This window comes from Coleofasciculus sp. FACHB-712 (assembly GCF_014695635.1).
Taxonomy (GTDB): Bacteria; Cyanobacteriota; Cyanobacteriia; order Cyanobacteriales; family FACHB-T130; genus FACHB-T130.
This window is the reverse complement of record NZ_JACJOQ010000177.1, coordinates 1-11,546: the sequence shown is the minus strand read 5'-3', so window position 1 is coordinate 11,546 and position 11,546 is coordinate 1. Positions and strand designations below refer to the sequence as shown.

Below are 11,546 nucleotides of genomic sequence, written 5' to 3'. Positions count from 1 at the left end.
CGTTTAGTAAAAGTAAATTTTCCATGTAGGCTGAAATCGCGTCCAGCTAACAGCCGAGTCATGTTAAGATACTTGTCAATTCTTAAAACTGTGTTGGAAAGGTGGATTTTAAATATGGAAGCAGCACTGCTGTTGGCAAAACTGCCGGAAGCTTATTCCTTCTTTGACCCCCTGGTAGACGTTCTCCCGATCATCCCCGTGTTCTTCTTGTTGTTGGCTTTCGTTTGGCAAGCATCTGTGGGTTTCCGCTAAACCTGAACTGCCAAAAAATTGAAAGGGCACCCACATGGGTGCCCTTTTATGATTCAGGGTAGGCACAAGGCCGCTTCCTAAAACTTGTTTAACCCTGCGATCCCATTGCTTTCTGAAAGGCAGGACGTTCCGAGAGTCGCTGGATATAGGTAACAACTGCTGGATATTCGCTCAGGTCGAGCTTCAGCATCATGGGTATATAAGCCAGAATCGACCCTACTGCTACATCGACGACCGTTAGTTCCTCGCCTAATAAAAATGGTTGCCCTGCCAAAATTTCATTCAGCGGTGTCAGCAACTTAGGCGTTTCGCGTTCCCGACTTGCTTCCACAAAAATCCCTGGTCCCAAAGTGGCATTGCCAAATATTACCCATTGGGTGGTTTGTGCTTGTTCCTCCAGAGTGGCTGGCATCTTGCCGTACTTTTGGGCGAGATACAGCAGAATCGCCCCTGACTCCCAGAGTTTAAAATCTCCATCAACAATTGCCGGGACTTTTCCGATCGGGTTAATTGCCAGAAACTCTGGTTGGAGATGAGCGCCTGCCTGCATATCGAGCTGGACGAATTCGTAAGGAACGCCCAACTCTTCAAGATACCACTTAACAATGGATGCCCGACTACGGGCACCGCCATACAGTTTCAACATCGCAGATATCCTAAAGGACTTTATGGGTGTGAGAGTGTTGTTTCACGTTGTCTTCTTTGCGGACAACGCGCTGAGCATTCAGTACTCGCTTGCGTTCGACGGAATAGTTAAAGTCATTGCGGGTAGTGCCCAGAGGAATATGAGATTTGGCCTCTGGTTTGTTCTTATAGGTGCGAACAGATGCGATCGCCCGAAAAGTGAACTCATCGCTAAATTGCGCCTCTTCTGGAAAATCTGCTGGCTTGTAGAGGTTATCGCCGACGATCACTGCACCCATTGTGGTCGCAACAGCCATCTTGTAGGAGGTCGGAATCCCTTTCAGAAGTGCTTCCAGAGCAGCTGAGGGGATGGGTTCAATAATGTTGACTTCTTGGACTTCGCCATCTTCCTTGAAGAAACAAGTGGCTAAGCCAAGTAGCAGGTAGTCATCTTCGCTGAGATCGGGAGCATTGGGATAAGAAGTTGCAGTTGTCATAAGACCGTTTTAAGGAACGATTGCCAAACACCGACGGGAGCGCGTAAGTATCGCTTGCATTCTACCAGCATCCATTCAGTTGGGGCAGTGGGGAGAGGTGTAATGGGGAGCATCGCTTCAATTTTCCCTGCTCTTTTGCACCTTTGCATGGTTGTAGGATTTTCACCCCTCGCATCCCCCGCTCAAAATCCATAATTTTTTCCTATGCCAATCCTGCAAGCTTCACAGTCGTCAGTTCTCCTAGACGGGTAAATACGAGATTTAGGGAGTCTCTACAGATAGTTTCAGTAATGCTCTGGATTGGGGCTGTAGATTTCCTAAAGGACATCCAAACCGAACTGAAGGTATAGGAGATCGCTCCAGTGCTGGAAGACGCTTTAAGCAGTGACACAGAACACCCCGGCAACGAATAGGAAGCCGCTAAAGTAGATTCCAGAGAAGTCCAAGGTACCCTTGAGGATGATTATGAACGCTCGCGCAATCAATTTTCAAGACCAGGCAAAACACCAAAACGGTTCGCCGGTTTCATTGACCACCGGCACAGTTCCAAGGCGTTTTAATCTAGTCACCTCGGTATCTGGAGGACACCAGAACCAATCCCTGCGCTCCCTACGAGCTTTAGCAAAGGAAAAAGCTCAGCATGGCGATCGCAACGGCGCGATCGCTATCCTGACGACTCTCATCGAACTGAACCCCAGCAGTGCCACTGACTATAACAACCGGGGGTTGATTTATTTCCAGAACGGTCAAAAGGAGCAAGCGATCGCCGACTATAACACGGCGTTGGAACTCGATCCCCACTTGGACAGTGTTTACAACAATCGCGCCAACTACTACGCTTCTTTAGGACAGTTGGCAGAAGCGATCGCGGACTACGAGATGACCCTGGATCTCAACCCTGGCAACGTTCGGGCTTGGATCAACCAAGGGATCACCTTTCGGGATCTGGGACTTTACGACTTGGCGTTAGAGAATTTTGACCTAGTGCTGAGATTAGGTCAGCTACAAGGGAATATCTACGCAGAGCGGGGTCGTACCCATCATCTGCACGGCGACTGGAACTGCGCGATCGCTGATTATCAAAACGCTTTGGCTGTGCTTGCTCCTTTTGGTTCTGCCGGACGCTTGCGCTTGCAAGTCGAAAATTGGATGAACCAACTGCTGAAACCTATCAGCGCTTGAGGAACCATTTAAAATTCAAAAAAATTCAAAATTCAAAATATTTTGAATTTTTACTCATCAGTCGTATTGTTATCCAGCCACACAACTGGACGCTGAGAAGGGTCAACTCGATGGCTTTGTTCCTGCATCACGCTTTTGGCTTGCTGGGGATCGAAGTAGCGGCTGAAGTTATTACTTAAACGATTGACTCGTTTTTCTGTGCGCTTCACTTCTTGTCGGATTTCTCCTAGCTTTGCTTGCTGGGACAGGTGATAAGGCAAAAGTTGCACGAGAGCGGCGATCGCTGCCGATGAAAGCACTACATTTACTGCTAATTTAGCTGTCGTTTCGATTGCGATCGCTCGGTTAGGATGGCGTCGCGGTTGTCGCCGCGTCCGAGGAACTATCCGGCTGTTTGGTGCCGGTTGCTGATGAGGTTGTGAGGGTTCAATAGCATTCATGGTGTCAGGATACCACTCTGGACGCAAGCGCCACTATGTCTGTCGATAGATGTCAAAGGCTTTAAGGGAGGTACCCCTGCCTAGAGTTGCTGCAAGTGAATTAAGAAGCTAGGGATTGGATGCTAAGGACTAGAAACCAGGGGAAGAGGGAGCGGGAGAAGGGGAGCCGATGTGTACTAAAGCCCTGTCATTCCCTCACTCTCTCTTGCCATCAGCGGCTAGTCCCTAGCAAGGGGTGACATCTACTTGTACAGTTCCGTTGATAGCCGGAATGCCATGATGCCAGCAAACAGCGCCACAACTAAAGCAATATACACTTGGGTATCGGATATCGACATCGTTTACCAACTCCTTATTTCAGGTTTATAGTTCAACAATTTCGGCTAAATTATGCCCAATATAAACATCTTGTAACAAGATGCAACACAGCCGCGTAAAAATTCTAGCTCCATTGTTTGGCTTGCTTAATGGAATTTTCGACTAATTTTTCCCGACAAAGGTTAAGCTTAATTAAGACAGCAATCATTTTGGCACAATTTAGCCAGTTAATTTTTGCTTTTAGTTTGATAGTTCCAGTTTGAAGCTTGCGTGAATGCTAGACCAAATCCTGAACTCTCCGCTCAATCCGGGACTTGAAGCTCCCCTTGTACTGCTTGTTCTAGTTGTATTAGAGGCAGTGCTGTCAGCGGATAACGCGATCGCCCTAGCAGCTATTGCCCAAGGCTTAGAAGACAGCACGCTCCAGCGTCGCGCCCTCAACTTTGGATTAGCAGTTGCCTACATCCTCCGAATCACTTTGATTCTGACAGCAACCTGGGTAATTCAGTTCTGGCAGTTTGAGTTATTAGGGGCACTCTATCTGCTTTGGCTGGTGTTTCAGTATTTTACTTCCGATGAAGGGGAAGCTCAGGAACATCATGGGCCGCGATTTGCTTCTCTATGGCATGCAATTCCGATAATCGCCGTCACCGATTTAGCTTTTTCCCTCGATAGCGTCACTACAGCGATCGCAATTTCTAAAGATACCTGGCTGGTTCTCACCGGAGGTACGATTGGAGTGATTACGCTGCGGTTTATGGCTGGCTTATTCATCCGTTGGCTCGATGAATTTGTCCATCTTCAGGATGCTGGCTATATCACCGTTGCCCTTGTAGGATTGCGATTGCTCTGCAAAGCGATTCAGCCAGATTTGGTGCCGCCAGAGTGGTTAACCATTGCCTGTATTGGGGTGATATTTGCCTGGGGATTTTCTCAGCGCGTCCCCGCTGAGCAAACCGTAGAGATTCAGCAGAAGGAAGAGCAAAAGCGTTAGGCAAAAAAAGATTGAAAATGGCTAATCGCCGATGGCACATTTTTTAAGCGCCGTTCGCGATTAGCCGTTGGTGATTTACTCGTAGATCCAGGAAGTCAAGCTGGGCTTCCAGCTAACAAGTTCTTCATCTTTAAACCACAGAGCAATCTCGCGCTGCGCGGTTTCGATAGCGTCGGAACCGTGGATGAGGTTGCGACCAATACTGACTCCATAATCGCCGCGAATTGTACCCGGTTCAGCGGTCAGTGGGTTAGTCGCCCCAATCATTTTTCTAGCGGCTGCGACCACTCCATCGGCTTCCCATACCGTCGCGACTACTGGGCCAGAGGTGATAAACTCGACCAAACCCGCAAAAAACGGTCTTTCTCGATGTACGTCATAGTGCTGCTCTGCCAGTTCCCGGCTCACACTCATCAACTTTAAGCCAACCAGAGTAAAACCTTTGGCTTCAAAGCGCCGGATGACCTCACCCGCGAGGTTGCGCTGTACACCATCAGGCTTGACCATGACAAATGTCCGTTCCAAGTTTATCTCCTTTAGATTTTACAAACTGATACAAAACACAGATTAGACTAGAAGGCTTTTTAACGCAAAGGGCGCAAAGGTTTATGCAAAAGGATACGAAGATCAACTTTAAGTAAATTCCAACCGCGTTGACACTGCCAAATTGAGCATCTCACCTAAATCCCCTTTGCGTACCTTTGCGGTTTCCTTCGCCTACCTTTGCGTTAAAAGTTTAAATGGATTGCCGCCAATCTACCCGTTATGACGTTCTAAGGCTAATTGAATCAGTTGATCGACTAATTCTGGGAAAGCAACACCCGTTGCCCCCCAAAGTTGGGGATACATACTCGTTGCCGTAAAACCAGGCATTGTATTAATTTCATTAATCAATACTTCTCCTGTCGCTTCAACATAGAAAAAATCCACCCGTGCCAAACCAGCCCCATCAACTGCGGCAAACGCTTGAAGAGCCATTTCTTGGATTTGCGTGGCAACGGCATCTGACACGTTCGCCGGGATCGCTAAATCCGCTCGTCCCTGGGTGTACTTCGTTTCGTAGTCATAAAAATCACTGTCAAAGGTAATTTCTCCAACGACGGAAGCCTTGGGATTGTCATTCCCCAAAACGGCACATTCTAACTCCCGCGCCACCACGCCTGCTTCCACAATTAAGCGACGGTCGTAGCTGGCGGCGTTATCGAGGGCGGTTTCTAACTCAGCACGCGATCGCACTTTGGAAATTCCCACCGATGAACCTAAATTCGCCGGTTTCACAAAACAGGGATAACCGAGTGTCGCTTCAATTTGTTCGCAAAGCTTGGGGAAAACACAGGGATTCGACCACACTTGCGAGCGATTAACGGTGATGTATTTCACTTGAGGCAATCCTGCATTGGCGAATGCCATTTTCATGGCAATTTTGTCCATTCCCATCGCAGAACCTAAAACCCCAGTCCCGACAAAAGGCACTTGCATTAATTTAAGCATTCCCTGAATGGTGCCATCTTCCCCATTCGGGCCGTGGAGGATAGGAAACCAGACATCTACCTCAGCAGCTTGGGGGGGAGATTGCCAACGATTGAGGTCTGGCGATGGGATCGTAAGTTCGGTATTCGGTGATGCGTTTTCGTTACTGGGTAATTGTTGCGGAGAATTTTCTGAGGCCAGTTGGGATTCCGGCGGTTTTCCAGATGCTAAAACTTGTTGAGCCAGTTCCCCGGCTTGCCAACGTCCATCTTTGTGGATGTAGAAAGGCAGGAGTTCGTACTTAGCGCTGTTTTGGTCGGCACTCAAAGCTTGCGCAATCGCCCGTGCCGAACTTAGCGAAACTTCATGTTCTCCCGAACAGCCCCCAAACAGCAATCCCACCCGCATTTTATTCATTTCGGATATTCCTGACACTGCACACCGCCGATAGTTTACTACAGCCTAGAGGCGTGAGACGAACTCCGATCCGGAAACTCCCTCAACCCTCTTTCTTATGATGCCAGTGCTATTTGTCTCTCTCAGGAGCGGACAACGAGTTTCCAGGGACGTTGGACAGTCATTGCTTCTTCCGGCTCTAGCACGGCAATCCGCCATCCTCTGCCCCAAGGTCGCGCCAGGACGACCCGATCGGGATTCGCTGCTTTGACCTTTTGAGCCGCCGTAGTGGTCAACTCGCTCAGTGCGATTTTTTCCACCACGGCTAGCGGTGCGCTAGCGACTGGCGTCAGGCCTGGGGGAGCCTGAATGGTGGGTATTGCCGTGGGGACTGGGGTTGTGGCGGTGGAAGCCTGGAGGCTTGGTTTGGCGGTGGGGAGGGGTGCCGTGGCGGTGGAAGTCTGAATCGCCTGTACCGGGGGGTTTTTGCCCTTAAGCTGAAGCGGTTCCTGTTTAGGAAGAATCAGTTGACGAGTGCTAACACCGAGTAAGTAAGTAAAGCGGCAAGTCAACCAAGCAATGCTTCCCGCAGCAATTGCCGTCCAATACACCAATATCAGCGCGTTGTATAAAGTGTAAGCAATGCGAGGGGGAAGATAAACCGCTTCTTGCAAGTCTCGCCGGAGGAGTGGGAGGCGGGAGCTTACTTCAAGTTTCCACAAGGTGATAAATGTTTTCATAGCAGATGCTAGCACCGCGAAATCCTCCGATCCACCTAAAAATCTTATACCGGCACTGGCTGATGCACTTCCAATGGTTCCCCGGTCAAACTAAACGCGCGAACTTCGGTGATTTTGACTTTCACCACTTGACCTTTGAGTTCGGCAATGTTGCCGGTAAAGAAGGTGAGACGGTTGCCCCGCGTACGTCCCATCACCTGGGTGGGATCTTTGGTATTTTGATCTTCTACCAAGACTTCTTCGATGCGACCGAAGTAACGCTGGGACGCTTGAGCCGCTTTAATTGAAACTAAATGATTGAGACGTTGAAGGCGATCGCTTTTTACCTGTTCGCTCAGCTGATTCTCCCACAGGGCTGCGGGTGTTCCCGGACGCGGAGAATAAGCCGCCGTATTTAACAGGTCAAAACCAATCTCGTCCACCAGTCGCAGCGTATTCTCAAACTGTTCCTCGGTTTCTCCCGGAAAGCCGACAATCGCATCCGCACTAATCGAGGCATCTGGCATATACCGGCGAATCGTGTCAATGATGCGGCGATATTTCTCGTGGGTATAACCCCGTCCCATTGCCTTCAGAATCTCGTTATCTCCTGACTGGAAGGGAATGTGGAAATGTTCGCACACGTTGGGCAATTCGGCACAAGCTCGAATTAACCTTTCGGTGAAATAGCGCGGATGGCTGGTTGCAAAGCGAATCCGGTCAATTCCCGGCACATCATGAACGTAATAAAGCAAGTCTGTGAGCGTATTCTGGTGACGCCCTTCTGCCGTGATTCCTGGCAAATCCCGCCCGTAGGCGTCGATATTTTGCCCCAGTAGGGTGATTTCCTTATATCCTTGCCGCGCGACTTCCTCCATTTCGGCACGAATCGCTTCTGGAGTCCGCGATTGCTCGACGCCGCGAACGCTGGGAACCACGCAGTACGTACAGCGTTCATTGCAGCCGTAAATTACATTCACCCAAGCGGTCACTTTACTGTCGCGGCGCGGCTTGGTGATGTCTTCAATGATATGAACTGCCTCAGTCGCCACTACCTGATTGCCGTTGAAAACTTGTTCCAGCAAATCTTGGAGGCGATTGGCGTGTTGTGGTCCCATGACTAAGTCTAATTCTGGCACCCGCCGCAACAGTGCTTCTCCTTCCTGCTGAGCGACGCAACCCGCAACTACCAGTGTCAAATCTGGTTGTTCGTGCTTGCGCTTCGCCTGTCTGCCTAGATAGGAATAAACTTTTTGCTCGGCGTTATCCCGAATGGTGCAGGTGTTGTAGAGGATCAGGTTTGCATTTTCAGGTTCTTCTGACCATTCAAAGCCCATATTTTCCAGGATGCCAGCCATACGCTCTGAGTCGGCTTTGTTCATCTGGCAGCCAAAGGTGGTGATGTGATACCGGCGGGGAGAAGTGGTCATGGACGGCTACAACAAATCAATGAAAATAATCGGAACTGTATATCTATAGTACCTATCTGGAGAATACAGCTATCGCGTCTTTACATCTAAAACTGCCAGAACTGCCCGTAAGCGTTGCCAAAGTTCGAGAGCGATCGCTCTCACGGTACCCAAGCACCCACGCTCCAAGCACCTATAACCCCAGCCGCCGTGAGTCAGCGTTCTTGCACCTTCAGGCCACCTTATATTTTCTGACGCTTGTAAAAAATTGCGGGAACAAAGTAGGACGTTTATTCTACGAATTCAGCAATAAATTACAGCATCCTAAACTCAGTTATTCAGATTGTTTTGCAATTTTATCCTGATTATGCATCAGAGAGTCCGAATCAGGCAATAGAAGCTCTGACGAGACATCTACTATGCGCCTTTACAGCTCCCTCTTCTTATCAAGCCTATTAGTTACTGGCTTCGCGGTGAATTTACCAAACCTTCGGGATCGCTCGGAAAATTTGCACCAAGCAGATTCAACCCAAAAACACTTATTTACTCATGATTCAAGGCAGGACAGTGCCCATCGCGGTAGCGGACGAAGAGGAAGAGGAAATTCTGAAGCCGCTTTGAGGGGGTTGTTTCATCTTGATTTGACATAGAAGCGCAACCCAGCTTCCCCTAGTTCTACAGGTCGGTTTTTCTATTTTCTGTGAGGATTAAAACAGTCAACATCAGCCAAATAATCGCCAAATTTTAAAAGCCCGTTTTCTTGAATAAAGCGGGCTTTTTATATTATCTTTTTGAATTCGTCTACTTTTCCTTAGTTTAGAAAAATTAGCTAATTACTTAGCAAAAAAATTGTAGATGTAACCCTGAAAATCAGTGAAGCGGGCGATCGCTCTCTGGGTTGATGAAAAAGTCGCCAGATGATAAAAAAAGGCGGGATTTCGCGCCTTAAGAGTCTGTAGAGGCACTCTTGCTTGCGCCCCTACAGAGGACTTCAAAGAGACTTCAAAACAACGTTGATAGACTCCTAAGCTGGTTTCCAGGTGCCGTGGAAGCTAGGGGGGATGACACTGGGTAATCCCAAACGACACGCAGGTTGCTCCGAAAGGCGATCGCTATTCAGAATCCAGACTTCGCTAGTGTCGGTGTTGCCGTCATACACCACCGTTAACACCCAACCCTGTTCGGGATTCAGGGCATCAGGGGCATAGATGGGTTCTGAGGGATAGCGATTCTCACCCAAATCAGCTTCCTCTAGGGTGTCAGTTTTAGCGTCAAAACGAGCGATCGCGCCAAATTGTTCTTGGCTAATCTCTACACCTTGCCGATGTACCGATAGATAGGTTTGGGGCGAAGCTTGACCAACCAGATGCTGTGGCACAACCGGGAACTCACAGTGCCGATCTAAGACTTCTTGGATGCTTGTTACCTGGCTAATTGCCGGGTTGAGATGGATTTGCCACAGCGTACTCTTTGCAGGAGTCCGGGTTTTACCCGTCGCGACTTCCTTGAGATACTGATTGGTCTGAAAGTCCTCGTAGCGAACAACATCCACAATCACCGATCCGCTGGTATCTACATAGCCGTTCGCAAAGTGCCACTGATACCAGGGTTCAGTTTCGCCACGACTCACCAACGACAGGGTTTCGCGGTCAAAAACCAAAAACTGAGTACCGAGGTTTGGTTGCCACTCCAGCGCATCGCTATAGCTGCTCATGCCTGTTAGCAACGGCAGCACGTTCACTCGCACTGGCGGCACGAAAAAGACTAAATACTGCCCAGCGAGGACAAAATCATGCACCATTGGGATGCCATCTAGTTGAACTGCCGCCTTTTGCAGAATCTTGCCCGTAGAGTCACTTTTATAAATATTCAGCGTGGCATTCCGTCCGGGTGAAACCCCAAAGTTAAAAATTTCCCCAGTCTGGGCGTCGCGCTTGGGATGAGCGGAATAATGTAATCCGTCACTCAGTCCCGATAAATTATCTAATCCCCAAGTTTCCAAGGTTTGCAGGTCGAGGGCGTGGGGTTTGCCGCCTTCCCACAGTGCCAGCAGTTTATCCGGCAAAGCGAGTACCGAGGTATTGGCGGCATTTTTAATCGGTTTGAACCATTGATTCCAGATGGGGCCTGGTGCGGTCATGCCATAGTTGCCATAGAGCAATTGATTCGCTTTGGCTTCTTCTTGGTATCCCTCTGATTGAACGTAGCGATAGACACCAGAGGCACCAGCATCGCTGAAATGCACCCCTAGAATCGCACCATCCCCATCAAACCAGTGTCCCACCCGGATGCCGCCACGCTCTAAGCGGGCTGGGCCGTTGCGGTAGAGGGTGCCGCGCAAACCTTCCGGTATGTTGCCGGAAAGGAGTGGGAGGGGAGTCAGGGGAAATTCTTGTGCAGGTTGGGCGATCGCATTTGCCCAAGCTTTACGGGTTGACGGTTTCGTGGCTGTGGTCATAGTTCAGGAATAGAACGTTACAGAATGGGGATAAGATTAAGTAATGTTAAGCAAGGTCTTTCTTGAGTGTGAACGATCTTGCGGGCGTGCTGCTATATGAGAGGAAGTGCGATCGCAAAACGCCGACGTGTCGGTTCGCATCCTATGATTTACAGGGAAGGGATCGCGATCGCTAGAGTAAAAATTGGCTTTATATGAAGAAACTGATTAGAGGGCTGCGTGAGTTTCAAAGCAACTACTTCAGCGAACACCAGGAATTGTTCGAGCAACTCGCTCACGGTCAGAAACCGAGGGTGCTGTTCATCGCCTGCTCTGATTCTCGCATCGATCCAAATTTGATTACTCAAGCGGCTGTCGGCGAACTGTTTGTCATCCGCAATGCTGGCAACCTGATTCCACCGTTTGGTGCAACGAATGGCGGCGAAGGCGCAACCGTTGAATATGCCGTTCATGCTTTAGATATTCAGCAAATTGTTGTCTGCGGTCACTCCCACTGCGGCGCGATGAAAGGACTGTTAAAATTGGAGGGTTTGGAGGCAGAAATGCCGTTGGTTTACGACTGGTTAAAGCACGCAGAAGCGACACGTCGGCTGATTAGAGAGAACTACACGGGGCTTTCTGGGGAAGAACTTTTGGAAGCCACGATTGCTGAGAACGTGTTAACGCAAATCGAAAATCTGCGGACTTATCCAGTGATTCGCGCTAAACTTCACCGAGGCAAACTGTCTCTCCACGCCTGGATTTATCACATTGAAACGGGAGATGTTTGGGGGTACGATCCGATTCG

Annotated in this window: 13 protein-coding genes; 4 read left to right on the top strand and 9 right to left on the bottom strand. The window is 49.2% G+C overall.

Features of this window, described 5'->3' with window-relative positions; translation table 11 throughout:
* Window positions 1–114: 114 nt before the first annotated feature.
* A complete protein-coding gene (locus H6F50_RS04790; RefSeq protein WP_190413748.1) occupies window positions 115–252 on the top strand; it encodes a photosystem II reaction center protein K in 138 nt (45 codons plus the stop codon).
* Window positions 253–340: 88 nt separating this feature from the next.
* Here the strand turns inward: H6F50_RS04790 and H6F50_RS04785 are convergent, their stop codons facing one another.
* On the bottom strand, window positions 341–898 hold the full coding sequence (locus H6F50_RS04785; RefSeq protein ID WP_190426881.1) for a glutathione S-transferase family protein: 558 nt from the start codon (window positions 896–898) through the stop codon (window positions 341–343).
* 10 nt (window positions 899–908) lie between these two features.
* The gene (locus H6F50_RS04780) at window positions 909–1,373 is read right to left on the bottom strand and encodes a hypothetical protein (protein ID WP_190426879.1); all 465 of its coding nucleotides are present in this window, start codon (window positions 1,371–1,373) and stop codon (window positions 909–911) included.
* Between the two features lie 465 nt (window positions 1,374–1,838).
* On the opposite strand from H6F50_RS04780, the gene H6F50_RS04775 reads away from it, so the two are divergent.
* Window positions 1,839–2,555, top strand: coding sequence for a tetratricopeptide repeat protein (locus H6F50_RS04775; protein ID WP_190413322.1), 717 nt, complete (start codon window positions 1,839–1,841; stop codon window positions 2,553–2,555).
* Window positions 2,556–2,605: 50 nt separating this feature from the next.
* On the opposite strand, the gene H6F50_RS04770 is transcribed toward H6F50_RS04775, so the two are convergent.
* Both H6F50_RS04770 and psaM read right to left on the bottom strand, forming a co-directional pair.
* Window positions 2,606–2,995, bottom strand: coding sequence for a hypothetical protein (locus H6F50_RS04770; protein ID WP_190413320.1), 390 nt, complete (start codon window positions 2,993–2,995; stop codon window positions 2,606–2,608).
* Window positions 2,996–3,237: 242 nt separating this feature from the next.
* The gene (gene psaM / locus H6F50_RS04765) at window positions 3,238–3,333 is read right to left on the bottom strand and encodes a photosystem I reaction center subunit XII (RefSeq protein ID WP_190413318.1); all 96 of its coding nucleotides are present in this window, start codon (window positions 3,331–3,333) and stop codon (window positions 3,238–3,240) included.
* A gap of 254 nt (window positions 3,334–3,587) precedes the next feature.
* Here psaM and H6F50_RS04760 point away from each other — a divergent pair, with 254 nt between their 5' ends.
* Window positions 3,588–4,307, top strand: a complete 720-nt coding sequence (locus H6F50_RS04760) for a TerC family protein (protein ID WP_190426878.1) — start codon at window positions 3,588–3,590, stop codon at window positions 4,305–4,307.
* A 75-nt stretch (window positions 4,308–4,382) separates the two neighbouring features.
* On the opposite strand, the gene ndk is transcribed toward H6F50_RS04760, so the two are convergent.
* From ndk to H6F50_RS04735, 5 genes are all read right to left on the bottom strand, one after another.
* Complete coding sequence (gene ndk / locus H6F50_RS04755) at window positions 4,383–4,832, bottom strand: nucleoside-diphosphate kinase (protein ID WP_190413315.1); 450 nt, start codon at window positions 4,830–4,832, stop codon at window positions 4,383–4,385.
* A 231-nt stretch (window positions 4,833–5,063) separates the two neighbouring features.
* The gene (locus H6F50_RS04750; RefSeq protein ID WP_190426876.1) at window positions 5,064–6,194 is read right to left on the bottom strand and encodes a D-alanine--D-alanine ligase family protein; all 1,131 of its coding nucleotides are present in this window, start codon (window positions 6,192–6,194) and stop codon (window positions 5,064–5,066) included.
* A gap of 122 nt (window positions 6,195–6,316) precedes the next feature.
* Window positions 6,317–6,928: a hypothetical protein gene (locus H6F50_RS04745; RefSeq protein WP_190426875.1), complete on the bottom strand. Its 612-nt coding sequence runs from the start codon at window positions 6,926–6,928 to the stop codon at window positions 6,317–6,319.
* Between the two features lie 29 nt (window positions 6,929–6,957).
* On the bottom strand, window positions 6,958–8,322 hold the full coding sequence (gene miaB, locus H6F50_RS04740; RefSeq protein ID WP_190426872.1) for a tRNA (N6-isopentenyl adenosine(37)-C2)-methylthiotransferase MiaB: 1,365 nt from the start codon (window positions 8,320–8,322) through the stop codon (window positions 6,958–6,960).
* 1,003 nt (window positions 8,323–9,325) lie between these two features.
* On the bottom strand, window positions 9,326–10,759 hold the full coding sequence (locus H6F50_RS04735; RefSeq protein ID WP_190426867.1) for a carotenoid oxygenase family protein: 1,434 nt from the start codon (window positions 10,757–10,759) through the stop codon (window positions 9,326–9,328).
* 194 nt (window positions 10,760–10,953) lie between these two features.
* Between H6F50_RS04735 and H6F50_RS04730 the strand changes: the two genes are divergently transcribed.
* A partial coding sequence (locus tag H6F50_RS04730) for a carbonic anhydrase (RefSeq protein WP_190426864.1) occupies window positions 10,954–11,546 on the top strand: 593 nt, incomplete at its 3' end.

Bases quoted from the DNA above. Each gene is read 5' to 3' on its own strand.
- H6F50_RS04770 (WP_190413320.1), bottom strand. From the start codon at position 2,995: ATGAATGCTATTGAACCCTCACAACCTCATCAGCAACCGGCACCAAAC.
- H6F50_RS04750 (WP_190426876.1), bottom strand. From the start codon at position 6,194: ATGAATAAAATGCGGGTGGGATTGCTGTTTGGGGGCTGTTCGGGAGAA.
- H6F50_RS04785 (WP_190426881.1), bottom strand. From the start codon at position 898: ATGTTGAAACTGTATGGCGGTGCCCGTAGTCGGGCATCCATTGTTAAG.
- H6F50_RS04780 (WP_190426879.1), bottom strand. From the start codon at position 1,373: ATGACAACTGCAACTTCTTATCCCAATGCTCCCGATCTCAGCGAAGAT.
- H6F50_RS04760 (WP_190426878.1), top strand. From the start codon at position 3,588: ATGCTAGACCAAATCCTGAACTCTCCGCTCAATCCGGGACTTGAAGCT.
- H6F50_RS04735 (WP_190426867.1), bottom strand. From the start codon at position 10,759: ATGACCACAGCCACGAAACCGTCAACCCGTAAAGCTTGGGCAAATGCG.
- H6F50_RS04790 (WP_190413748.1), top strand. From the start codon at position 115: ATGGAAGCAGCACTGCTGTTGGCAAAACTGCCGGAAGCTTATTCCTTC.
- miaB (WP_190426872.1), bottom strand. From the start codon at position 8,322: ATGACCACTTCTCCCCGCCGGTATCACATCACCACCTTTGGCTGCCAG.
- psaM (WP_190413318.1), bottom strand. From the start codon at position 3,333: ATGTCGATATCCGATACCCAAGTGTATATTGCTTTAGTTGTGGCGCTG.
- H6F50_RS04775 (WP_190413322.1), top strand. From the start codon at position 1,839: ATGAACGCTCGCGCAATCAATTTTCAAGACCAGGCAAAACACCAAAAC.